This window comes from Pantoea sp. B623 (assembly GCF_024814475.1).
In the GTDB taxonomy this organism is placed as follows: Bacteria; Pseudomonadota; Gammaproteobacteria; order Enterobacterales; family Enterobacteriaceae; genus Pantoea; species Pantoea ananatis.
In genome coordinates this window covers 1-23,233 of sequence record NZ_JANUXM010000003.1, presented here as the reverse complement: position 1 = coordinate 23,233, position 23,233 = coordinate 1, and the positions used below count along the sequence as shown (strand labels likewise).

Annotated in this window: 25 protein-coding genes, 1 pseudogene and 1 riboswitch; of the genes and pseudogenes, 10 read left to right on the top strand and 16 right to left on the bottom strand. The window is 53.4% G+C overall.

All coding sequences use genetic code 11. The features are described 5' to 3' along the window. Positions 1 to 4: 4 nt before the first annotated feature. Positions 5 to 1,483, top strand: coding sequence for a phytoene desaturase (locus NXS97_RS00740; protein WP_116220132.1), 1,479 nt, complete (start codon positions 5 to 7; stop codon positions 1,481 to 1,483). Then, positions 1,480 to 2,409 carry a 15-cis-phytoene synthase CrtB gene (gene crtB, locus NXS97_RS00735; RefSeq protein WP_105080745.1) on the top strand — a complete coding sequence of 310 codons (930 nt, stop codon included), beginning with the start codon at positions 1,480 to 1,482 and terminating at the stop codon, positions 2,407 to 2,409. Before NXS97_RS00740 ends, crtB begins: the two co-directional genes overlap by 4 nt. Here the strand turns inward: crtB and NXS97_RS00730 are convergent. The 3 genes from NXS97_RS00730 to NXS97_RS00720 all read right to left on the bottom strand — a co-directional run bounded on the left by NXS97_RS00730 (position 2,348) and on the right by NXS97_RS00720 (position 4,601). Further along, complete coding sequence (locus NXS97_RS00730) at positions 2,348 to 2,875, bottom strand: sterol desaturase family protein (RefSeq protein WP_013027996.1); 528 nt, start codon at positions 2,873 to 2,875, stop codon at positions 2,348 to 2,350. The genes crtB and NXS97_RS00730 overlap by 62 nt on opposite strands. 112 nt (positions 2,876 to 2,987) lie before the next feature. Next, positions 2,988 to 4,004, bottom strand: coding sequence for an NAD(P)-dependent alcohol dehydrogenase (locus NXS97_RS00725; RefSeq protein ID WP_014333258.1), 1,017 nt, complete (start codon positions 4,002 to 4,004; stop codon positions 2,988 to 2,990). 12 nt (positions 4,005 to 4,016) lie between these two features. Then, complete coding sequence (locus tag NXS97_RS00720; RefSeq protein WP_014333259.1) at positions 4,017 to 4,601, bottom strand: flavin reductase family protein; 585 nt, start codon at positions 4,599 to 4,601, stop codon at positions 4,017 to 4,019. Positions 4,602 to 4,956: 355 nt separating this feature from the next. Between NXS97_RS00720 and NXS97_RS00715 the strand changes: the two genes are divergently transcribed. Next, on the top strand, positions 4,957 to 5,508 hold the full coding sequence (locus NXS97_RS00715; protein ID WP_116220133.1) for a thioredoxin domain-containing protein: 552 nt from the start codon (positions 4,957 to 4,959) through the stop codon (positions 5,506 to 5,508). A gap of 53 nt (positions 5,509 to 5,561) precedes the next feature. Then, a complete protein-coding gene (locus NXS97_RS00710) occupies positions 5,562 to 5,975 on the top strand; it encodes an ASCH domain-containing protein (protein WP_019105889.1) in 414 nt (137 codons plus the stop codon). A 62-nt stretch (positions 5,976 to 6,037) separates the two neighbouring features. On the opposite strand, the gene NXS97_RS00705 is transcribed toward NXS97_RS00710, so the two are convergent. Continuing rightward, positions 6,038 to 6,451: an SgcJ/EcaC family oxidoreductase gene (locus NXS97_RS00705; protein ID WP_014333262.1), complete on the bottom strand. Its 414-nt coding sequence runs from the start codon at positions 6,449 to 6,451 to the stop codon at positions 6,038 to 6,040. 66 nt (positions 6,452 to 6,517) lie between these two features. On the opposite strand from NXS97_RS00705, the gene NXS97_RS00700 reads away from it, so the two are divergent. The 3 genes from NXS97_RS00700 to NXS97_RS00690 are packed head-to-tail and all read left to right on the top strand — an operon-like array spanning position 6,518 to position 8,065. After that, entirely contained in the window at positions 6,518 to 6,892 is a 375-nt protein-coding gene (locus tag NXS97_RS00700; RefSeq protein ID WP_019105888.1) for a VOC family protein, read from the top strand. 53 nt (positions 6,893 to 6,945) lie between these two features. Continuing rightward, entirely contained in the window at positions 6,946 to 7,548 is a 603-nt protein-coding gene (locus NXS97_RS00695; RefSeq protein ID WP_019105887.1) for a LysE family translocator, read from the top strand. A 49-nt stretch (positions 7,549 to 7,597) separates the two neighbouring features. Further along, a complete protein-coding gene (locus NXS97_RS00690) occupies positions 7,598 to 8,065 on the top strand; it encodes a GNAT family N-acetyltransferase (protein ID WP_014333264.1) in 468 nt (155 codons plus the stop codon). 13 nt (positions 8,066 to 8,078) lie between these two features. Here the strand turns inward: NXS97_RS00690 and NXS97_RS00685 are convergent, their stop codons facing one another. The 6 genes from NXS97_RS00685 to NXS97_RS00660 form a co-directional block, all read right to left on the bottom strand. Then, on the bottom strand, positions 8,079 to 9,041 hold the full coding sequence (locus NXS97_RS00685; RefSeq protein ID WP_014333265.1) for a HesA/MoeB/ThiF family protein: 963 nt from the start codon (positions 9,039 to 9,041) through the stop codon (positions 8,079 to 8,081). A gap of 9 nt (positions 9,042 to 9,050) precedes the next feature. After that, entirely contained in the window at positions 9,051 to 9,809 is a 759-nt protein-coding gene (locus NXS97_RS00680; protein ID WP_013028007.1) for a thiazole synthase, read from the bottom strand. Positions 9,810 to 9,811: 2 nt separating this feature from the next. Further along, a complete protein-coding gene (thiS, locus tag NXS97_RS00675) occupies positions 9,812 to 10,009 on the bottom strand; it encodes a sulfur carrier protein ThiS (RefSeq protein WP_013028008.1) in 198 nt (65 codons plus the stop codon). After that, positions 10,006 to 10,938 (bottom strand): FAD-dependent oxidoreductase, encoded by a 933-nt coding sequence (locus tag NXS97_RS00670; protein WP_014604691.1) that lies wholly within the window; start codon positions 10,936 to 10,938, stop codon positions 10,006 to 10,008. The genes thiS and NXS97_RS00670 overlap by 4 nt, the downstream gene beginning before the upstream one ends. A gap of 138 nt (positions 10,939 to 11,076) precedes the next feature. Beyond that, positions 11,077 to 11,196, bottom strand: a riboswitch (TPP riboswitch). A 58-nt stretch (positions 11,197 to 11,254) separates the two neighbouring features. Further along, the gene (locus NXS97_RS00665; RefSeq protein WP_116220134.1) at positions 11,255 to 11,563 is read right to left on the bottom strand and encodes an AzlD domain-containing protein; all 309 of its coding nucleotides are present in this window, start codon (positions 11,561 to 11,563) and stop codon (positions 11,255 to 11,257) included. Positions 11,564 to 11,569: 6 nt separating this feature from the next. Then, on the bottom strand, positions 11,570 to 12,241 hold the full coding sequence (locus tag NXS97_RS00660; RefSeq protein WP_181901439.1) for an AzlC family ABC transporter permease: 672 nt from the start codon (positions 12,239 to 12,241) through the stop codon (positions 11,570 to 11,572). Positions 12,242 to 12,335: 94 nt separating this feature from the next. Here NXS97_RS00660 and NXS97_RS00655 point away from each other — a divergent pair, with 94 nt between their 5' ends. Continuing rightward, the gene (locus NXS97_RS00655; RefSeq protein WP_014333268.1) at positions 12,336 to 12,884 is read left to right on the top strand and encodes a helix-turn-helix domain-containing protein; all 549 of its coding nucleotides are present in this window, start codon (positions 12,336 to 12,338) and stop codon (positions 12,882 to 12,884) included. A gap of 22 nt (positions 12,885 to 12,906) precedes the next feature. Here the strand turns inward: NXS97_RS00655 and NXS97_RS00650 are convergent, their stop codons facing one another. From NXS97_RS00650 to NXS97_RS00635, 4 genes are read right to left on the bottom strand one after another with little or no spacing between them, the layout of a single operon-like run. Further along, complete coding sequence (locus tag NXS97_RS00650; protein ID WP_116220135.1) at positions 12,907 to 14,340, bottom strand: ABC transporter ATP-binding protein; 1,434 nt, start codon at positions 14,338 to 14,340, stop codon at positions 12,907 to 12,909. Continuing rightward, a complete protein-coding gene (locus NXS97_RS00645; protein WP_022622827.1) occupies positions 14,337 to 15,116 on the bottom strand; it encodes an ABC transporter permease in 780 nt (259 codons plus the stop codon). The genes NXS97_RS00650 and NXS97_RS00645 overlap by 4 nt, the downstream gene beginning before the upstream one ends. Then, entirely contained in the window at positions 15,113 to 16,048 is a 936-nt protein-coding gene (locus tag NXS97_RS00640; RefSeq protein WP_181901440.1) for an ABC transporter permease, read from the bottom strand. Before NXS97_RS00640 ends, NXS97_RS00645 begins: the two co-directional genes overlap by 4 nt. Next, positions 16,048 to 17,574 carry an ABC transporter substrate-binding protein gene (locus NXS97_RS00635; RefSeq protein ID WP_116220137.1) on the bottom strand — a complete coding sequence of 509 codons (1,527 nt, stop codon included), beginning with the start codon at positions 17,572 to 17,574 and terminating at the stop codon, positions 16,048 to 16,050. Before NXS97_RS00635 ends, NXS97_RS00640 begins: the two co-directional genes overlap by 1 nt. Before the next feature lie 217 nt (positions 17,575 to 17,791). Here NXS97_RS00635 and zigA point away from each other — a divergent pair, with 217 nt between their 5' ends. After that, complete coding sequence (zigA, locus tag NXS97_RS00630; RefSeq protein WP_014333273.1) at positions 17,792 to 19,024, top strand: zinc metallochaperone GTPase ZigA; 1,233 nt, start codon at positions 17,792 to 17,794, stop codon at positions 19,022 to 19,024. A gap of 141 nt (positions 19,025 to 19,165) precedes the next feature. Here zigA and NXS97_RS00625 read toward each other — a convergent pair whose 3' ends face one another. Continuing rightward, on the bottom strand, positions 19,166 to 20,536 hold the full coding sequence (locus tag NXS97_RS00625; RefSeq protein ID WP_116197827.1) for an aldehyde dehydrogenase family protein: 1,371 nt from the start codon (positions 20,534 to 20,536) through the stop codon (positions 19,166 to 19,168). A 479-nt stretch (positions 20,537 to 21,015) separates the two neighbouring features. Between NXS97_RS00625 and NXS97_RS00620 the strand changes: the two genes are divergently transcribed. Then, positions 21,016 to 21,945: a RepB family plasmid replication initiator protein gene (locus tag NXS97_RS00620; RefSeq protein ID WP_014604568.1), complete on the top strand. Its 930-nt coding sequence runs from the start codon at positions 21,016 to 21,018 to the stop codon at positions 21,943 to 21,945. A 1,102-nt stretch (positions 21,946 to 23,047) separates the two neighbouring features. Here the strand turns inward: NXS97_RS00620 and NXS97_RS00615 are convergent. Beyond that, positions 23,048 to 23,233, bottom strand: a pseudogene (locus NXS97_RS00615) (hypothetical protein); the annotation flags it as partial.

The following is a 23,233-nucleotide window of genomic DNA, read 5'->3' as shown; positions in this document are numbered from 1 at the left end:
CTACATGAAACCAACTACGGTAATTGGTGCAGGCTTCGGTGGCCTGGCACTGGCAATTCGTCTACAGGCTGCGGGGATCCCCATCTTACTGCTTGAACAACGCGATAAACCCGGCGGTCGGGCTTATGTCTACGAGGATCAGGGGTTTACCTTTGATGCAGGCCCGACGGTTATCACCGATCCCAGTGCCATTGAAGAACTGTTTGCACTGGCAGGAAAACAGTTAAAAGAGTATGTCGAACTGCTGCCGGTTACGCCTTTTTACCGCCTGTGTTGGGAGTCAGGGAAGGTCTTTAATTACGATAACGATCAAACCCGGCTCGAAGCGCAGATTCAGCAGTTTAATCCCCGCGATGTCGAAGGTTATCGTCAGTTTCTGGACTATTCACGCGCGGTGTTTAAAGAAGGCTATCTGAAGCTCGGTACTGTCCCTTTTTTATCGTTCAGAGACATGCTTCGCGCCGCACCTCAACTGGCGAAACTGCAGGCATGGAGAAGCGTTTACAGTAAGGTTGCCAGTTACATCGAAGATGAACATCTGCGCCAGGCGTTTTCTTTCCACTCGCTGTTGGTGGGCGGCAATCCCTTCGCCACCTCATCCATTTATACGTTGATACACGCGCTGGAACGTGAGTGGGGCGTCTGGTTTCCGCGTGGCGGCACCGGCGCATTAGTTCAGGGGATGATAAAGCTGTTTCAGGATCTGGGTGGTGAAGTCGTGTTAAACGCCAGAGTCAGCCATATGGAAACGACAGGAAACAAGATTGAAGCCGTGCATTTAGAGGACGGTCGCAGGTTCCTGACGCAAGCCGTCGCGTCAAATGCAGATGTGGTTCATACCTATCGCGACCTGTTAAGCCAGCACCCTGCCGCGGTTAAGCAGTCCAACAAACTGCAGACTAAGCGTATGAGTAACTCTCTGTTTGTGCTCTATTTTGGTTTGAATCACCATCATGATCAGCTCGCGCATCACACGGTTTGTTTCGGCCCGCGTTACCGCGAACTGATTGACGAGATTTTTAATCATGATGGCCTCGCAGAGGACTTCTCACTTTATCTACACGCGCCCTGTGTCACGGATTCGTCACTGGCGCCTGAAGGTTGCGGCAGTTACTATGTGTTGGCGCCGGTGCCGCATTTAGGCACCGCGAACCTCGACTGGACGGTTGAGGGGCCAAAACTACGCGACCGTATTTTTGAGTACCTTGAGCAGCATTACATGCCTGGCTTACGGAGTCAGCTGGTCACGCACCGGATGTTTACGCCGTTTGATTTTCGCGACCAGCTTAATGCCTATCAGGGCTCAGCCTTTTCCGTGGAGCCCGTTCTTACCCAGAGCGCCTGGTTTCGGCCGCATAACCGCGATAAAACCATTACTAATCTCTACCTGGTCGGCGCAGGCACGCATCCCGGCGCAGGCATTCCTGGCGTCATCGGCTCGGCAAAAGCGACAGCAGGTTTGATGCTGGAGGATCTGATTTGAATAATCCGTCGTTACTCAATCATGCGGTCGAAACGATGGCAGTTGGCTCGAAAAGTTTTGCGACAGCCTCAAAGTTATTTGATGCAAAAACCCGGCGCAGCGTACTGATGCTCTACGCCTGGTGCCGCCATTGTGACGATGTTATTGACGATCAGACGCTGGGCTTCCAGGCCCGGCAGCCAGCCTTACAAACGCCCGAACAACGTCTGATGCAACTTGAGATGAAAACGCGCCAGGCCTATGCAGGATCGCAGATGCACGAACCGGCGTTTGCGGCTTTTCAGGAAGTGGCTATGGCTCATGATATCGCCCCGGCTTACGCGTTTGATCATCTGGAAGGCTTCGCCATGGATGTACGCGAAGCGCAATACAGCCAACTGGACGATACGCTGCGCTATTGCTATCACGTTGCAGGCGTAGTCGGCTTGATGATGGCGCAAATCATGGGCGTACGGGATAACGCCACGCTGGACCGCGCCTGTGACCTTGGGCTGGCATTTCAGTTGACCAATATTGCTCGCGATATTGTGGACGATGCGCATGCGGGCCGCTGTTATCTGCCGGCAAGCTGGCTGGAGCATGAAGGTCTGAACAAAGCGAATTATGCGGCACCTGAAAACCGTCAGGCGCTGAGCCGTATCGCCCGTCGTTTGGTGCAGGAAGCAGAACCTTACTATTTGTCTGCCACAGCGGGCCTGGCTGGGTTGCCCCTGCGTTCGGCCTGGGCAATCGCTACGGCGAAGCAGGTTTACCGGAAAATAGGTGTCAAAGTTGAACAGGCCGGTCAGCAAGCCTGGGATCAGCGGCAGTCAACGACCACGCCCGAAAAATTAACGCTGCTGCTGGCCGCCTCTGGTCAGGCCCTTACTTCCCGGATGCGGGCTCATCCTCCCCGCCCTGCGCATCTCTGGCAGCGCCCGCTCTAGCGCCATGTCTTTCCCGGAGCGTCGCCTGAAGTTTTGACAGGGGCGGCGCATAGAGGAAGCCAAAAGAAACACAACCTTCTTTGCCCCTGACGGCGTGATGCATACGGTGCGCCATATACAACCGTTTGAGGTAGCCCTTGCGTGGAATATAGCGGAATGGCCAACGTTGATGCACCAGCCCGTCGTGCACCATAAAATAGAGTAATCCATACGCCGTCATACCTGCGCCAATCCACTGGAGCGGCCACATTCCTGTACTGCCCAGATAAATCAGCAGGATCGATAATGCAGCAAAAACCACGGCATAAAGATCGTTAACTTCAAACGCACCTTTACGCGGTTCATGATGTGAAAGATGCCATCCCCAACCCCAGCCGTGCATGATGTATTTGTGTGCCAGTGCAGCAACCACTTCCATGCCAATCACGGTAACGAAAACGATCAGGGCATTCCAAATCCACAACATAATTTCTCCGGTAGAGACGTCTGGCAGCAGGCTTAAGGATTCAATTTTAACAGAGATTAGCCGATCTGGCGGCGGGAAGGGAAAAAGGCGCGCCAGAAAGGCGCGCCAGGGATCAGAAGTCGGCTTTCAGAACCACACGGTAGTTGGCTTTACCTGCACGAACATGGTCCAGTGCATCGTTGATTTTCGACATCGGGAAGTACTCCACTGTCGGCGCAATATCTGTACGGCCAGCCAGCTTCAGCAGTGAACGCAGCTGCGCAGGTGAACCGGTTGAAGAACCCGTCACGGCGCGGTCGCCTAAAATCAGGCTGAAAGCCGGCACGTCAAACGGCTTCAGTACGGCACCCACGGTATGGAACTTACCGCGAGGCGCCAGGGCCGCAAAGTAGGGTTGCCAGTCGAGATCGACGGCGACCGTGCTGATAATCAGGTCAAACTGGCCCGCCAGGCTTTTTAAAGCTTCCGGATCGCGGCTGTTCACCACATGATCGGCGCCCATGTCCAGAATAGCCTGCTTCTTATTGGCCGAAGAACTGAACGCCGTCACTTCTGCGCCCATCGCGTGCAGAATCTTTATGGCGATGTGGCCCAGACCACCAATACCGATCACGCCGACGCGGCTCATCGCGGTAATGTTATGCATAAGTAAGGGTTTAAAGACGGTAATCCCACCACACAGCAGAGGGCCGGCCGTGGCCGCATCCAGCTTTTCAGGTAATGGGATAACCCACTGCCAGTTGGCGCGCAGTTTGTCAGCAAAGCCCCCATTGTTGCCAATCGTGGTTGTGGTGCCATTGGCGCAGTTGACGTGATCGCCGCTGATGCAGGGATCGCAATGCTGGCAGCTCTTGGCTGTCCAGCCGATGCCCACGCGCTGTCCCACTTTCAGGCCTTTCGTTTTGGCACTTTCGCCAAGCGCAGCCACGCGTCCAATCACTTCATGGCCGGCAACAACGGGATACGCGGAAATTCCCCATTCGTTATCGATCATCGACAGATCTGAGTGGCATACGCCGCAGTATTCAACTTCAACTTCTACATCTTCAGCGTCTAACGGGCCGGGATCATAGTCGTAACGCTCCAGTGCTTGTCCCGCCTGCATGGCTGCGTAACTCTTAATTGTCATTCTGTACCTCATTTAACGCGTTGTTTTGGCGGTCAGCGTATTTGCAACTGTCACGAACTGACCGCCGCCAAGATGATGTAAAGTGTGTAGCGCTGAGTTGCTGTCATCGAAATGCCAGCGACCATCGTAAAAAACCCGATTGTCTGCCGCAGCGGTGACCACTTCACCAAACAGCGTGTCGTACGCCTGCTGCGCTTCGGTTTCAGGTAACAGACGGCATTCCATCCACGCTACACAGCTCTCCTCCAACAGAGGCACACCGAAGTGCTGACTCTCGCTGGCCTGAATATCAAAAGCCGCAAATTTATCCTGGTCGCGCCCGGTCGTGCTGCCAACGGCATAAGCCAGATCGACAAATTGCGCGGCAGGGACACAAATACCAAATGCACCACTGGCTTCAATCAGCTCACGTGACCAGGTCGATTTATCCACAATAATCGCTACCCGCGGCGGCGAAAATTCGACGGGAACGGACCAGGCTGCGGCCATGATGTTGCGACGCTGTGACTGACTATCCCGACTGGTTATTAATATAGTCGGTCCGTGGTTCAGCAAACGGCTTGCGTGTTCCAGCGCGACAGGACGAAAGTGCGACATTCGAAAATCCTTAATGACTGGGTCAGGCAATATAACGCCAGTACACCCGGTTTGCAGGTTGATGAACCCGGTACTCTAGCGGTTTTTATCTCAGATGAACTTGCCGCTTTGTGCCTTAGCTTGACAAAATAGTGTTTAATATCATGATTTAACAATCTTGAAATTTTAAACAGGTTGCACGACAAGCGGAACCGCTGAAGGGATAATTTTAGTTCGGTTTGGTATGAAAGATGAGAAATAAGACTAATCCTTATCAGTCTGCATTCACGACTGCTGGCAGGAGCACCTGGCAGAATAAGCGTAAGTTTGTCACAGTCAGTGAAGCAGAATTTTAACCATCGTAACGGGAGTTGCTATGAACAATGACAAGCTACAGGCTGAACCTCTTGTCTGGGGACAAGGTCCACAGGTGTTTGAGGTTTTTATCGAACCCACCTGCCCTTTCTCTGTACGCGCGTTTAACAAATTCGATGCGCTGTTAGAGCAGGTTGGTGAAGATAAAATGACACTCAAAATTCATCTTCAGTCGCAGCCCTGGCACATGTACTCTGGCGTAATCGTGCGCTACATCCTCGCGGCATCGGTAGAAAGCAAAGCGGCGGCTAAAGCGGTTCTGCAGGCCGTTGCCGATCATCGGGAAGCCTTTGAGTTTACAGACCATTGTCGTGGTCCAAACCGAGATGTTACGCCTAATCAGCTTCTCGCCAGACTCAGAGAGTACAGCGGCGTCGATGCTTATGCGGCATTCGACCGGCCTGATTTGCAAAACCTGATCAAATGGCACTGTAAATATGCCCGCCAGAACGCTATTCATGTTTCACCCACCTTTATGATTAATGGCCTGGTGCAGCCCGATATCGGCAGTGGTGATACGGTTGATGAGTGGGCAAAACGTATTCTGGCCTGACAGACTTGCTGCCCAAAAGCAGCCATTCAGGCCCTGCTGTAAAAGGACTTAATATGACGATGACGCTTGAACAGATTAAAACGAAATACCCTGACGCGCTGGCCTGGTCGTTTGGCGATTCACCCGATCTGGCCAATGAACTGGCCACGTTGGTCCTTACCGGCAAAAAAATCGCCACCTGCAGTTCTCTGCAAGGCTGGTATGAAGATGACGTGAAACCGCAACCCGGCGGCTATAGCATCATCTTAAACGGCGCGGATAATCCGGTTTGCGTCATCAGGACGACGGGACTGTTTGTGACACGCTTCGATCGCGTTACGCCGGAGATGGCCATGATGGAAGGCGAAGGTGACCTGAGCCTTGAGTACTGGCAGCGTGAACATCAACGCTTTTTTCAGCGTAACGGGGGTTTCAGTGCTGAAATGGAACTGATATTTGAGACCTTTCAGCTTATTGAAGTCATCTGAATCAGCCGTTAATCCGCACGCTATCCGGATTAACGGCCTAAATCACGCAGTGCATACCAAAATCAGCCCTGCTCACTCAGTACAGGATCCAGTAGCGAAGTGCCATAGGAGTTATCCACGGTGCAGCGCCACTGGTTATCGCTTTCCAGGCGAAATACATAGGTGGCCCGGCGGGTGCTTTCTACGGACTGTCCCTGCCCATCGGGATAGCGCAGCACAGTTTCCATAATCACCAGCGCGGTGCCTGCGCCCTCAATGACCTCCATCCTGCCCTGCTCTACCACCAGCTGATGCTGAAAATAATTTGCAATCGCTTCAAAGGCGCGACGAATGGCTACGCGACCCGTAACGGTCATTCCGGGCTTCACAACCAGGCTGGCATCGGCAGCATAGTGTTTCATCAGGGCATCATAATTACCGGCTGATATCGCCCGGTCGCATAACCTGACAACCTCTAAAACGGGATGGTCATTCATCAGCTCTTCCTCACACATAGCGGGTGTGCTAAGTATATCGCCATCAATGTTAAAAAGGAGTTATGTATGTTTAGCCATATGGTTGTTGGTACGGATAATATTGAGCAAGCTAAAAAATTCTACGATGCTGTTTTTGCTGTGATCCGTTGCGAAGATCAGGGCATTGATGCCCTGGGTCGCCCTTTTTACGTTAAAAATCACCAGCGTTTTATTATCACTCAGCCCATTAATGGCCAGCCCGCGACCTTTGCCAACGGGGGTACCATTGGCTTTACCATGGCCTCCTCTGAAGACGTTTTCAACTGGTATCAAAAAGGTCTCGAAAACGGCGGCTCTTCGGCTGAAACACCGCCTCATGTCAGAGAAACGGATGGAAGATGCGTCGCCTATCTGCGGGATCCAACCGGCAATAAGCTGTGTGCTTTTTATAATCCGGCATAATTTTTTAACGAATTTGGTGTGCGCCTTGAAGCGCTCCCACAAGCCGGTGGCGGATGGAGATTAACCTGACAGGGTTTCTGCCTGCGCTTCTACCGATTGCCCTTTCTCCCGGCGCGAGTTTCACGCTGGCGATGAACAGCGCGCTTACGGCTGGCCGCAGGGGGCTGGTGAAAACGCTGCTTGGTACCGCGCTGGGTATTTATACGCATGCTTTGCTGATCGGTCTGGGCCTGTCGACAGCGCTGGTTGCGTCCCCCGCGCTGTTTGCCCTGTTAAAAATAGCTGGCGTACTTTACCTGTTCTGGCTGGGCGGCCTTTTATTTATCACTGGCGTCAGGACCACGGCATTCGTGCTGAAGACAACGGGTAGCGCAATTACCGTTAAAGGTGCGTGGCTGGCTAATGTCGCTAACCCCAAAGCTATCCTGTTTTACCTGACGGTGGTTTCACAGTTTGTTGGCGACAGGGCCGGTATTGATGCCTTTCTGACGCTGGCAACAGTGCACATTGTCGTGATGAGCCTGTGGTTAGCGCTCTTCAGCCAGGCGCTGGTCTTCTCGGCGCAAAAAATCAATCCTGTCGCGCTGAAACGCTACGTCAATATCGGTGGTGGATTACTGCTTATCGGCATTGTCGTACGCACTCTTATCGCCTGACAGGTCTTTCGCCACCGACTCTCATACTTAAACAAGGAATACGGGAAAAATGATGGCACCTGTTCAGCACTGGCATAACGGCGAGTATGCCGTTACGACGGATAAGTCGCAGATGGATATCGGGGCAATACACCGTTACCTCACCCGTTCAAGTTGGGCAGCGGGAATTGATTACGCCACGGTCGCGCGGTCAATTGAAAACAGCCTGAATTTTGGGCTTTTTCATCAGCAGCAGCAGATTGGCTTTGCGCGATTCATTACTGATTACGCGACCTTTGCGTACCTGTGCGATGTCTATGTACTTGAAGAATGCCAGGGCAAAGGACTGGGCGGATGGCTGATCGAATGCTGTCAGTCACATCCCGTGGTTAACACATTGCGCCGGCTGTTGCTCTTCACCTCAACCGCGCCCTGGTTATATCAAAAATTTGGCTACCAGCCGGTAAACAAACCCGACTATGCCTGGACAATCACCCGGCCCGATATTTATCAGGCCAACCGCGATGCCCAGACGTGATCAGCCGCCTGTATTACCGATCTGCAATAATCGCCAGCCGCTGGCAGCCACGTGCCTCCAGGGCCAACGCGACCTGAGCAGCACGCATGCCGCTGGCACAGACCAGAACAATGCGTTTATCCGCGGGCGGCTGCCAGCCGGCAATGTGCTGTGGCAATATCCGCTGTGCATACTGGCTGACACTGACAGGTGCTTCCTCTGTCCCCCGTAGATCCACCACACAGTCATCGGGGGTCAGCAAAGCAGGATCGATAAACGGGATGCCGGCCTTTTTGGGCTCAGGCGCATTATCGAACCGGAACTGACGCAGTTGCCATGAGACAAAATCACAGTTGATCATGCAGCCCAGTGGTGAGGGCGACAGGTGCAACAGAATGCTGAGCGCCATCTGCGCCTGTAAGGCGCCAAGGGTGGCAACCGCCGGGCCCAGCACGCCTGCGGTGTTACAGTTACCTGAGGCTTTGGGTAATTGTGGGAACAGTGCGCGATAGCTGGGCGCGCCGCCGCAAAAACTGCCTGCATAACCCTGTCGCCCCAGCACCGAAGCGCAAACCAGCGGTAGGTTACGGGCAAAGCAGCTGTCGGAAAGCAGATAAGTCACCGCGAAGTTATCCGCAGCGTCGATAACCAAATCAATATCCACCAGTGCTTCTTCAATACGACTTGCCTGTAACGCTACGGGATGTGCTTCAACCACCGTATCAGGATTACGCTGTGCCAGCGCACGTTGGGCGCAAAACACCTTCGGCTCGCCAATATCGGCAGTCGTAAATAGCGTCTGACGATGCAGGTTATGCAGCGCCACGACGTCGTCGTCATAGAGCCGGATATAACCGATGCCAGCGCCCGCCAGGAGCGGTAATAACGTGGAAGCCAGTCCACCCGCGCCAACCACTAAGACGCGGGCAGCGGACAAAGCCTGCTGCCCCTGCTCGCCCACTTCTGGCAGCATTGTCTGTCGTTGATAACGTGCCATATCTGCTCCTTAGCGAAATTGCGCCAGCCCGAAAACGGGCGTAGAGGCGGCAGCCATGTCGCGACGCTCCATCATGCCAGCCTGACGTGCCTGATATCCCGCTTCAATGGCGCGCGCAAATGCGCCAGCCATGCGAACCGGATCGCTGGATTTCGCCACGGCGGTATTCAACAGCACAGCATCAAACCCCAATTCCATCGCCTGAGCCGCCTGGCTCGGCGCACCGATCCCGGCATCAATAATCAGTGGAACGTCCTTAAACCAGGCACGCATCGTCCGTAAGCCCTCGATATTGCGTAATCCCTGGCCTGAGCCGATAGGCGCCCCCCACGGCATCAGCACTTCACAGCCCGCGTCCAGCAGTTTCTCGCCCACAATCAGATCTTCTGTGGTGTAAGGGAAAACGTGGAAACCCTCTGCACACAAAATACGTGCTGCTTCGACGAGGGCAAAGGGATCGGGCTGTAAGGTATCGGCATGACCGATCACCTCAAGCTTGATCCAGGACGTGGCAAACAATTCCCGCGCCATATGCGCAGTCGTCACGGCTTCTTTCACCGTGTGGCAGCCTGCGGTATTGGGTAAAACGCGTTTATTTAAGGTTTTCAGGAGATCGCGAAAGGCTCCGCCCTGGCTTCCTTCACGACGCAGACTCACCGTAATAATCTCGGCGCCGGATGCGCCAACGGCCTGTTGCAGAATATCCGGCGAGGGATAACCTGCAGTGCCCAGTAAAAAACGTGACTGTCCGCTAAAGTCATAAAACATCGTTAGCCTCCCTGCATCGGCGATAACACTTCAAGACGACAACCCGCCACAAGCGGCTCTGAGGAATAGCGCTCCCGAGGAACAAATTCGCCATTCACGGCACTGGCGACACAGCCAGCATCGATATGTTGTTCCACGAGTAATTCAGCCAGCGTGCGGGCTTCGGTTTCAATAGCAAGGCCGTTCAGTTCTATTTTCATCGCACTCCCTCGGACGTCAGTTGTTGCATAAGCTTCTCGGCCATCATCGGGGCCAGCAGGAAGCCGTGACGGTACATGCCGTTAATGGAAAAAATGCCATTTTCATAACGCACTTCGGGCAGATTGTGGCGGTAAGCCGGACGCAAACCTGTGCCGCTTTCAATAATGCGTGCTTCGGCGAGGGCGGGATGGATGCTGTAGGCTGCGCTTAACAGTTCCATCATAGCGCGCGCGCTGATTGGGCTGTCATCCTGGCTTTCGACCATGGTCGCGCCCAGCATAAAATGCCCCTGAGCCCTGGGCACCAGATAACAGGGAAAACGCGGGTGCAGCAGGCGAACAGGACGGGAAAACGTTATTTCGTCGGTGTGGAGAATAACCATTTCACCGCGCACGGCACGCAATTCCGGTTGGGATTGCCGGGCATGAATACCCCGGCAATCGATAATTTTCCCGCTGGGTTTACACGGGTGAAACCGGACCCCCGCATTCAGTAAACGCGTTTGTAATTGTTGCATTGCCAGCCGGGGATCAAGATGACCTTCTGCGGCAAAGAACAAGCCACGGGCAAAACGGTCTTCCAGCGCAGGTTCAATCTCTGCCGGCGTCACCCACTGATGTGATGAGGTCATGTTAGCGAAACGCGTTAACTCAGCACTGTCGCGCGGGGGCGCAATCACCAGGGTACCCTGCTGTTCCACGCCGCTGACCCTGGCCGACCACCATGCCGCAGCATACTGACCCCAGTCAACGACCTGCTGTGGCGCACTTTCCGCTTCGCACCAGGGCGCCAGCATACCGCCAGCCCAGTGCGATGCCGCGCGGCAGTCCGGTAAGGTAATGATTTCGACAGGTTCACCTTGCTCCGCCAGTAGCGTGGCGATACACAGTCCGGACACGCCGCTGCCGAGCACTGACCAGCGGCTCATTGCCAGCCAACCTGACAGGGTAACATCAGAAACAGGATTTTCACTTTGGCCTCTCTGTTAACAGTCAGAGACCCGTGATACAAGAAGGGAAAAAGCATGAGCCCGACAAAAGCAGACTCTGCGGCAAGTATCTGCCTGGGGCAAAGATACCCGTCTTCCTACGCCAGTATCAACTGGGTCAGGTTCTAAGGGTCGCTAAGCCGCGCATTGCGCTATTAGCCTCTCAGTCTCTTTGGCGAGACTCCCCTGACGGGTTCTAGTTTTATTTTAAGCCGCGCCTTACGTCAAGGCTGATGCAGCAATTTGTCGTTAGCGACTAAGGCACATTCAGGTAACGCAGCAGAGCGGTCATACAGGCTGCGCCCAAAATGATGACGATCAGCGGCGCCCTGCGCCAGGCGAGAAAAATGGCAAACGACACGCCCAGCAGCCTTGCCATCCCGGCAAAATGCTGACCTTCGAACAACGTGGTGGTGGCTGCAACGGCCAGTAACAGTACCGTGGCCGCATCGGATAACACATTTTGCGTGCGCTCACTGACAGGCAACCGGTTACCCAGTTTGACGCCCGCATAACGAATGGCATAGGTTCCGGCAGCCAGCAAGGCAATGCCTGCAATTATCATCGGATGTCATTTACGCGATCTCCACGTAAGCAGCCCTAACAACGAAAACAGAACAGGCATCCCTGCTGGAACAAATGGCGTGACCGCCAGCGACAGCACGGCGCCGGTAGGCGCAGGAATGCGGGTTCGGGGTTTGCGTAACGCCGGGAAGATGAGTGCGATAAGAATGGCGGGAAAAACCGCATCCAGACCGATAACGGAAATATTCGGGATAAACTGGCCAATCGCGGCCCCGAGCATGACGGTGAACGGCCAGATCAATCCGATACCGATGCCGCACAGCCAAAACGCACTGCGGCGTTGAGCCAGCTGCGGCTGAGAGATGCCGAACACCACACTTTCATCGTTCATAATGTGACAGCCGAGCGCCCCCCGCCAGCCTCTGCCCACTAAGTCTTTAACCGCAATGCCAAAGGGAAGATGGCGGGCGTTGACCAGCAAACCTGCCGCGGCAGCGGTTAACGGACTGCCACCGCCGGCAACGATGCCAATAAATAAGAATTCCGATGCGCCAGCCAGCACCAGCGTTGATAACGCCAGCGGTACCCAAAACGGAAAGCCATCAGCAGTGGCGAGCGACCCGTAAGACAGGCCGACAATGCCATCTGCGATACAGACCAGAAAAATTGCTTTTATAACGCCTTTATCCAGCGTGAATTTTTTTGCCAGCATCAACATCGAATCCCATAACGAACGATAAATCCATTATAATGAACATCGGATATGTATTACAAGACGAACGATACGTTCATTTTAACGAACAGGAAAAGTGATGAGCACGCCCATTGATATCATTGCCCGAGGTTTAGTAAGAGAACGCCTGCGTGCCGGCCTGACGCTGGCTGAAGTTGCTCGCCGGGCGGGGATTGCAAAATCGACCCTGTCTCAGCTTGAAGCCGGTAACGGCAATCCGGGTATTGAGACGTTGTGGTCGCTGTGTGTCGCGCTCAATATTCCATTTGCACGCCTGATGGAGCCGGAAACGAACCGGTTACAGGTTATTCGCCGCGGAGAAGGCCCCACGGTGGCTGCTGAGCAGGCTGATTACAAAGCCGTCTTACTGGCAACCTGTCCACCGGGCGCACGACGGGATATCTATCTGCTGCACATACAGCCCGGCAGCGAACGCTGCTCACAGCCGCATTCACCGAATACCATCGAACATTTAATTTTGACGCAAGGCCGCGCAGAGGTTGGGCCGGTTGATTCACCCGTTGAGCTTGAGGTAGGCGATTACATCAGCTACCCGGGTGACACTGAGCATATTTTTCGTGCGCTTGAGCCAGATACGCTGGCTGTGCTGGTCATGGAGCATGTGTGAAGGCAGGTTTCCCTGCCTTCGGTTAAACACAGACTTCCTGGGCTATTGCGGCGCTCTGGCTGAGGGAGGCCAGTGAGATAACACGATGCGCGCTTTTCTCCAGTAAGGCGAGATCGTGGCTGACCAGCAAAATGGCGCAGCGTTGCTGTGTGGCCAGTTCGCTAATCAACGCCAGCGTCTGCTGCTGAACGACAGGATCCAGGCGCGACGTCGGCTCATCCGCGAATAAAAACACAGGGTCCAGTAACATCACCCTGAGCAGTGAAAAGCGCTGAAGCTCGCCGCCTGACAAACCCGAAGCCGGACGGTTCAGCAACGCGTGCGCTAATCCCAGTTGTGCCATCAGTTCATCACGTCGTTTCACCGTGGCGTGGTGCAGCCGCAGCACATCATCGATAACTCTGGCCATCGCGATGTCAGGTGGAAATATGGCTGAGGGATCCTGATAAAGTTTTTGATAACGTAACCTACTGGCAGCCCCTGGACGCACGACCTTGCCCGCATCGGGCGTTATCAAACCGCATAGCGTATCCCCCAGGCTACTTTTACCGCAGCCGCTTTCGCCGTAAAGCCCCACGATTTCGCCAGCCCGGAAGATTAGCGAGGCATTGTGAAACAGTTGCTTCCCTGACCGTTTCAGAGAAAGGCCCTCTGTCTGTAACACGATGGTTTCATCACAGGGTACTCGCGAGCCTGGCGCCCAGGCCTCAGGATCGGCCGCCAACAGCAGTTGGGTGTAAGGCGCTTGTGGACGGTATAACACCTGCCCGGCGCTGCCCTGCTCAACGACTTTGCCTTTATGCATCACCATGACCTCACCACCTAACTGTCGGGCCAGTGCAATGTCGTGCGTGATCGTCAGCAAGGTTTCACCCTGAGACACCGCCGTATTTAACAGGTTACCCATTTCATCCCGCCGCGTGACGTCCAGCCCTTTAGTCGGCTCGTCTGCAATCAGCAGCGTCGCGCCCCCCGCGCGAGCAGCCGCGAAGCAAACCCGCTGGGCCATTCCCCCTGAAAGCTGCCAGGGAAAACGCGCAGAGGCGTGCGCAAGCCCCAGATGATTGAGTGCGTGTGCCGCGGCCTGTTGTGCATCCCTCCGGGCTAAACCCCGCACGTACCGGTAACCTTCCATGACCTGAGCGCTGACACGCATTGTTGGATCGAGCGCCAGCCCGGGTTCCTGGGGCAAAGACGCGATGCGATGCCCCCACAGAGCGCGAAGACGGGCCAGATCGGTTTGGAGATCATAACGTTGTCCGTCAATCTCAACCGTGCCTGTGGCACGGAGTCCTTCTGGTAACGCCCCCATGATGGCCTGGGCGAACAGACTTTTTCCCGATCCGGTTTCGCCCACCAGCGTCATGGGTTTGCCCGGCTGAATGACCATGCTCACGGGCTCGACGATGCAATCTTCGGCGTAAACGGCGACCTGTTTAATTACTATGCCCGTCATATCCGATCCTTATTCACTAATAAATTCATGCCAGTCAGTAACAAAAAAAGCACCAGCACGGGCTGGAGTAGAAGCCAGGGCGCTTCCCAGGCATAGGGAAAAAGTTCTGTCATCATCAGCCCCAATTCTGGTGTCGGTGGGCGAACCCCCACGCTGATGAATCCCAATGCGGACACCGCCATAACGGCACTGCTAAACGCATAGACCGTTAACGTCAGCAACAAGGGCGCCATGGCTGGCCATAAGTGTCTGCGAAACAGATAGCGTATCGAGAAACCGAGCAGTGAAGAGGACTGGACGGCGGGAGACGTAACAACGGGTCGCAGGGTGGCTCGCGTCACGCGAAAAAACTCGACCCACAGCACCAGTGAAATCCCCAGCCACAACATTTCTGGCGAATCAGGTGAGATAGCCGCTAACAACAGCACCAGCAGCAGACCGGGAAGCGCAAGGCACATATCCGCTAATGCGTTGCACACCTTGTCCACCCAACCGCCGCGCCAGGCACTCATGATCCCCGCCAGCGTGCCCATTATCAGTGCCGTGATAACGCATATCGCTGCCAGGCCCAGTGATAACCTGAGTGCCGCACTCAACCGGGCCAGCATTGAGCGGCCAAGATGGTCATAGCCCAACCAGGCCTGCCCAGAGGGAAGCTGTAACATCTGCAACAGGTCCTGCTGCACAGGATCCCCAGCCCCGAATAGCGGCACCAGCCAGGCAAACGCGAGCAACGCCAGAATAATTGCCAGACCTGTTTTTTGACGAAAGGTCATATGCGTTTCCCCCTTGGATCCAACACATAGCACAAACCATCTACCAGCATGTTCAGGGTGACAAACGTCAACCCCAGTACCATTGCGCTGGCCTGTATCACGGGCACGTCCCGGGCAAAAATCGCATGGACCAGCGCATGGCCAATGCCTGGCCAGGCAAACAGCGTTTCCACCACCACCACGCCTTCCACCAGCCAGACGAACTGCATGCCGAGCCAGGTCACGACCGGAACGCTGAGATTACGCAGGGCGTGACGCCAGAAAAGACGCGGTTGAGAGAGACCCTTTTGTGCCCCCCAGCGATACCAGCTGGCCGTTACAGCCTGGAATGTCGCCTCACGTACGACCCGAGCGCCCACGGCACTTAGCGGCAGCGCCAGCGTCACTGACGGCAGGATGAAATGTCGCCAGTTCCCCTGCCCGGCACTGGGCAGCCAGTCCAGACGCAGCGCAAACAAAACGATAAGCAGCAGGCCAAGAGCAAAATGCGGAACCGATTTGAGAATGGCGACAGCGCCGTTAATGGCCCGGTCCAGGAAACGGCCGGGATGACAGCCTGCCCAAATCCCGAGTGGAATAATCAGCAGCAGGGTCAGTAACAGAGAAAAGCCGGCAAGGGCGAACGTTTGTTTCAATTGCCAGACCAGTTCGCCACTGACAGGCTCACCCGATACCAGTGAACGGCCAAAGTTGAAGCGCAGCAGATCCCACATCCACTGCCCCAGCGCACTTCCCTGGGCGGTCATATCCGCCAGTTGCTGTTTTACCTGGGCTACCGCTGCCAGATCGACCCTATCATAACCATAACGTCCCGATGCGATACGCCAGGCCATATCACCCGGTAATGCCTGTACCAGAACAAACGTTAAGATCCCGACCGCGAGAATGACGAAGGCGGCCTGACAAAGGCGCCAGCTGAGTTGTTTAAGCATCATTTCACCCATTGCATATCACGCAGGCCAAAATGGCGTTCAAACGGATCCAGCGTGACCGAGGTGAGGCTGGCATTAACTGCCGCTGACTGCTGATACCAGGCGATGGGAATAACCGGCAAATCGCGCTGGAAAGCCGTAGTAATGACCTCTCTGGCCTTTTGTCGCACCGCAGGATCATGACTCTGCGATAGCGTACCGAGCGCCTCGTTAAAGGCCTTGTCGTGCCAGTTCATTGCTCCCCAGTCACCGCCTTGAGGCCCATAATCCTGAAGCAGCGTACCGGTGGGATCGGGCGTTAAGGCAAAATTACGGGCGAACAGCGCCATCTGCAGGCTCCCGTCGTGATGACGAGCGGGGATTTCACTGGAGTTAGTTGAATTAATGACGACATCGATTCCGATCTGACGCAGCTGCTGTTGGATCACCATCGCGATGAGCGGCAATTCAGGACGGTCCGGATAGGTCAGCAGCGTGAGCGTAAAACGCTGTCCATTACGGATCAGTATCCCATCCTGACCGGCTTGCCAGCCTGACTGCGTAAGCAATGCTGTTGCATGCTGTGGTGAGTAATCCAGCGTGGGCAATGCCGGATTGTGCCACTCGGCCATCGAAGGCGGGAACATCTGTGTCGCCGCCCCCGGATAGCGCAAAACCGCATTAGCAAGCGCACTCCGGTTAATCGCAAGGCTTAACGCCTCGCGCGTGGTGTGGTCGCTGAGAAAGGGATGTGCCAGATTCAGTTTGAGCATCACCGTTCGTGGAACGGAAACGGTGAGCAGCTGCAGAGATTTTTTATGTGACAGGCGCTGCCGACTGGCGGCATCAAGGTTAAAAACATAATCGGCGTCTCCGCTTTCAGCCAGCAGTGCGCGTGTTTCAGCGCGTCCCGCAGATAAAAATTCAGCGCCAGCGATGGCCGGTTTTTTCCCCCAGTAACCCTCAAATCTCTTTACGCTCAGCGCCTGAGGCGGCTGGAAACTTACCAGCTGAAACGGACCGCTGCCAATGATCCGCGTGACAGCGTTCGTGCTATCCCATGATGCCAGCGCCAGAATTTGTGAACGACTTTCTGCCAGCACCGCCAGTAGCGGTGTAAAAGGTTCACTGAGTGTGATGGTGACCTGTCGATCTTCACCCACAATCGACGTTATCGGTGCCTTATCCAGCAAGCCCGGCTTACCGCGGGCGATGTTAAGTGATTTCACCACGCTTTCAGCAGTAACAGGGGAACCGTCGTGAAAATGGGCGCCTGGACGCAGTGTAAAGCGCCATTGCAGACCATCCGGAGAAGCCTGCCAGCTCTCAGCCAGCGCTGGAACAGGGGCTCCTTTAGCATCCGTCTCCACCAGCGTTTCCACCACATCCATGCGGAGTAAAATATCACCCGAAAGAGCGGGATCGGCACCCTTAATTTCAAATGGGGCGGCAATACGGACCGGTTTTGTTTCGGCAGCACCGGCACTCAAGGAGGCAAATAACAGGCACGCAAGCGTGCTGTGAAGGAGGTGCTTAAGTTGTTTCATAATATGTCTTTTAACCACATAATGTTACCCAGAAATACTATGTTATAACATATCAATTCAAAGCAAAACCCATCTGAACATGTCGAGTCGAAAACGGGATAGGCACTCAGCAGTTTCACGATCCTGTGTTTTGCTATTCCTGACAAACAGTGTTGAAAATCACCGCCATTTTGTTATGTTATAACATATTAAATGACACTGATTTTAAGGATCTCTCATGGCGCTTCATTCCTTACCGGACTCATCCGATCCCCGCTTGCCTGTTTCTGTACTGTCAGGATTTCTCGGCGCAGGTAAAACGACACTGCTAAATCACATTCTTAATAATCGCGAGGGTCGACGCATTGCAGTGATTGTTAACGATATGTCTGAAGTCAACATTGATGCGGCGTTGGTGCGTAATGGCGGAGCTGAACTCTCTCGTACCGATGAAAAGCTGGTGGAAATGAGCAATGGCTGCATATGCTGCACCCTTCGTGAAGACCTGTTACTGGAGGTCAAACGGCTGGCGCAGGAAGGCCGCTTTGATCATCTTGTCATAGAATCGACCGGCATCTCTGAGCCGCTTCCGGTTGCAGAAACCTTCACCTTCGCCGATGAGGACGGGGAGAGTTTATCCACTATTGCGCGGTTAGATACCATGGTCACCGTCGTAGATGGGTATAACTTTCTTCAGGATTACCGTTCGGTCGACTCGCTTCAGGCACGAGGAGAATCTCTTGGGGCAGAAGATGAACGATCTGTCGTCGATCTTCTGGTCGATCAAATCGAATTCTGTGATGTGCTGGTGGTTAATAAGACTGACCTCATCACGGAGGATGAGCAACGGACGCTTAAAGCGATGTTACATTCGCTGAATCCACGAGCGCGTATCATCACCAGCCATTTTGGTAACGTTCCCCTTGATCAGGTACTGGATACCGGTCTGTTTGACTTTGATCAGGCTGCACAGGCACCGGGTTGGCTGAAAGAGCTACGCGGCGAGCATCAGCCTGAAACAGAAGAGTATGGTATTCGCAGTTTTGTTTACCGTGCCAGGCGCCCTTTTCATCCAGAACGTTTCTGGCATGCTGTTAACCACCAGCTTGATGGCGTCATTCGCTCGAAAGGCTATTTCTGGCTGGCCAGCCGTCCGGAATATGCGGCGATGTGGTCACAGGCCGGTGCGGTCGCACAGCATGGTTATGCCGGGAGCTGGTGGGCCAGCATTCCGCGGGACAAATGGCCCAGAGACAGCGAGTCTCTGAATTTTATTGCTGAGAACTGGCTGGATGGGATTGGCGATGCCCGACAGGAACTGGTTTTTATCGGCATTGAAATGGATGAAGATCAGGTGCGCAGCGCGCTTGACGCTGCGCTGTTAACGCCGCTGGAAATGGCTCAGGGCCCCGAATACTGGGTAACGCTTCCGGATCCCATGCCGGGCTGGTTTGGAGATGCTGATTCCTGATCGTTATATCCTGAGTGCACCCTCTGACTCGCAATAGAAAACCCGCTTCTCTGTTCTGCATGAAGGCTGAAAGTGATAAGAAACAGGCGCATTGTCATGCGCCTGTTTTATTGTTGTTGTCGCCAGAAGCCAGAACGTGGATTACCGACGGTTTTTCCAAATCGTCTGCACATTACAGAACTCATGCACACCAAAATGTGACAGTTCGCGGCCATAGCCACTCTTTTTCACACCACCAATGGTGACGCGCGGATCTGAAGCGCCATTGCCATTAATAAACACAGCGCCCACTTCCAGCTCTTCACTCATCCGGGCAGCCATATGCTCATCGCCTGTCCAGACGGTCGCGCTCAGCCCAAAGTCGCTGTTATTGGCGATTTCCAGAGCGTGCTCCGCATCCCGGGCCACGGCAATCGCCGCTACCGGACCAAACAGCTCTTGCCGGAAGGCGGTCATTTCGCTGGTGACGTCTGAAAGGATGGTGGGGGCGTAATAGTTGCCCTGCCCTGCTATTTTCTCACCGCCTAACACCAACCGGGCACCCTCACGCAGGCTGGCTTGTACCTGCTGATCCAGCTCATCACGCAGATCGGCGCGGGCCATTGGGCCGATATAGGTGTCCTCATTCAAAGGATCGCCGATTTTAAGCGCTTTGACAGCCTCTACAAAACGGGCCTCAAATGCCTCTGCTATGGATGCCTCAATGATGAACCGTTTAGCCGCCATACAGACCTGTCCGGTATTCTGATAACGGCCTGTCACCGCAGATTTCACCGCTTCATCGAGGTCTGCATCAGCCAGCACGATGAAAGGATCTGATCCGCCCAGTTCCAGCACGGTCTTTTTCAACGCTGCGCCCGCCTGTGCTGCGATCGCTGCACCAGCCCGAACACTGCCTGTTACTGCGACTGCAGCAATACGATCATCTTTGATAGCGGTTGAGACACCTTCGTTATCAACGTTAATCAGATTAAAACCGCCCTTTGGCAGGTCGGTTGCATCAAATAACTCAGCCATCAGCGTTGCGCTTCCCATGACGTTGGGCGCGTGTTTAAGCAGATAGGTATTACCCGCCAGCAGCATGCCTACGGCGCCGCGCAGAACCTGCCAGAAGGGGAAATTCCACGGCATGACGGCCAGTATCACGCCTATTGGGCGAAAGGACTGCCACGCATCAGGTACCTGTGATGGCTGGTCTTCCAGCATCGCAGGTCCAAATTCTGCATACCAGTCACACAGATTGGCGCATTTCAGGATCTCCGCTCTCGCCTGCGCCACGGGTTTACCCATCTCGAGGGTAATCATGCGTGTCAGTTCAGGCTCGCGTTCACGAAGCTGATGACCGAGCTGGCGAAGCACCGTTACGCGTGATGCCATGCTGCTTTTTCGCCATTTTTTAAACGCGGCCGCGCTGGTGCTTAATGCCTGTTCCAGTTCAGCTGTGTTCTGCATGGGATAGCTGGCAAGAATGTCGCCCGTGGTTGGATTACGTGACACGGCAAAGTCAGTCATGGTTTCGATCCTTTTCAGTAAGTGATGTTGTCACCATACGCCGGGATAATGCTGATGAAAAATGAATAATGCTGAGCAAGTTGTTTATAAAAAATGAAGTGATCGCTTTGTCACGCCAGGTTTCGCTCAGGCGAACACCACGAGCAGCGCGTTACTATTTTGGCAGAACGGATCCGGACAGACGGCTGGATAACGTGAATGCCATATGTGTTTCAGGCAAGTTATCCACTTATACAGTGAATAGTTCCTATATAACGATCATAAAGAGATCCCTTATAGATCCAAAGAGATCCCCGATCGTCGCAGGCCGCACCACACAAGGGCTGAGAGGGGGTTTGCATTCACTGTAATCAGTAAAGTATTCACTGTAATCAGTACTTTATTCACTATACACAGTAGAATGTTCACTATAATCAGTGCTAATGTTCACTGTAATCAGAAAACGATCCTTTTCATCCACAGAATGAAGATCTTATCCAATGGCAGATAAAGATAGTGAAAACAAAGCGTTACTAGAGCCTTTTCTGTCTGTGACCAAAAACAGTGGTGAAGTTATTCAGCTTCATCCCAACAAAAATAATACCGTTCAGCCCGTGGCCTTAATGCGTCTGGGACTCTTTGTTCCCACGCTTAAATCCACAGCGCGAGGCATTTCTGGTGCTATGGCTTCAACCGACGCCACCAAAGAGCTTAAAAACCTCTCTCTGGTTAAAGCGGAAGGCTATGAAAAGATTACCATCACCGGTGCCAGACTGGATATGGATAATGACTTTAAGACCTGGGCCGGCATTATTCAGTCTTTTTCCCGTTACCCTACACAGGGTGATACGGTAACCCTGCCTTTTATTGATTTCGTGAAGATGTGCGGTATTCCCTCCGCCAACTCCTCTGCCGCATTGCGTAAGCGACTCGACGCTTCGTTACGCCGTATTGCGACGAACACTCTCTCTTTTGAAGGTAACGGTAAGGCCTATCATACGCATCTGGTACAGTCAGCTTATTACGATCGTGAAAAAGACATTGTCCGCATACAGGCTGATCCCAAGCTCTTTGAGCTGTATAACTTCGACCACAAGGTTTTACTGCAGCTGAGGGCTATCTCCCGCCTTAAGCGTAAAGAATCGGCTCAGGCGCTTTATACGTTCCTGGAGAGCCTGCCGACCAACCCTGCGCCCATTTCTCTTGCCCGCTTACGTATGCGGCTCAATCTTGGCTCAAAGATTACCACGCAGAATCACGTGGTACGACGCGCGATGGAACAGCTTAAAGAGATTGGCTACCTTGATTACTCTGAAGTCAAACGAGGCCGCTCCGTATTTTTCATCATTCACAGCAGAACACCGAAACTTGATGGAATCAGTAACCTGGAAGGAATCGATACGCTCGATGAGATCGATTTTGAAGACTGAGCCCAACGTTCACTGTAATCAGTACTCCTCGCGTTGCAGTGTCACTTTTGCCAAAAAGTGACACGTATGCCTATCATTTTCGTCTGAATTCTTCAGGCAGTTGGCTGGCCATTCACTGTAATCAGTCGTGTTCACTGTAATCAGTAAAAGTGGACTGGTTCACATATCTACTTTCGCGGTCCATTTTTTTAAGTGCAAACTTATCAATAATTTATAAGTTAGCTTGCACTTACTAACCTTTTTTAGAACACCTCTCTCCATGTGTTTAAACCGCTTTTACTGATTACAGTGAATGTCGGCTCGAAAGCAAACCTCCGCGTCGTCATACTGTTTATAGTGAATTTACTGAGCTTTGTTATTTACAGAATACAGTGGATGTTAGAGTTAACCCATTGTTTAATAGTGTCTTTTTTTACCTCTTTTTTGCTGGCTATTTGCCCTGCCTTTCCTGTTCCAGTTGGGTGCTTTTCCGCTAAAAAAAAAGTGACAGGGTTAAGCCAGTGCTGATTACAGTGAATGATGTGTGCCGTTTGGGATGAAGCTTCAGCATTTGTCACGAAGTCAGCTGACTACAGTGAACACTTAGCTCATTACAGTGAATGTTGAGATACTGGCAGGTTAAATGAAAATCACGTTTGCTGATTATAGTGAACATCCCATCTGACGCGGCCAGGTTCCGTTTGCAGCCAACCGAATTCCTTTCCTTCTTTTACTGATTACAGTGAATGTTTTACTGACTACAGTGAATCTCCTCTCACCCGTAAGCCCGCCCATGATGAGACGTGGCCTGATTCTGGTCACTGACCCGCGGGTCAGGACTTACGAAGTATACTGATTACAGTGAATGCTCTGACCATGCTGGGGCTGGTGGAAGTAGATTGAGTTGTTTAGCATTCAACCCCGTATGAGGTGTTTGGCTGGATGTGTATTTACTGATTACAGTGAATGTTTGAAACTCAGTCCCATAGCCGTTCTGCGTTTAAGTTAGAGTCTGGCTGTGGGAAAGGCCAGCCTGATGACTCCTCGTAAAGGGGCCATCAAAATGAAAGCGGAAGGTTACTGACTACAGTGAATGCCTAAAGTTACCCATAACTTTTACTGATTACAGTGAATATACTGAGCGCTGCACTTGCTGATTATAGTGAATCCTCTGTTGGCGCCCTGTGAAATGACTCCCCTTTTCTTTCGTTGAAAAACGGGATATGACACCCTGCCAGTTGCCAGTTGCCAGTTGCCAGTTGCCAGTTGCCAGTTGCCAGTTGCCAGTTGCCAGTTGCCAGTTGCCAGT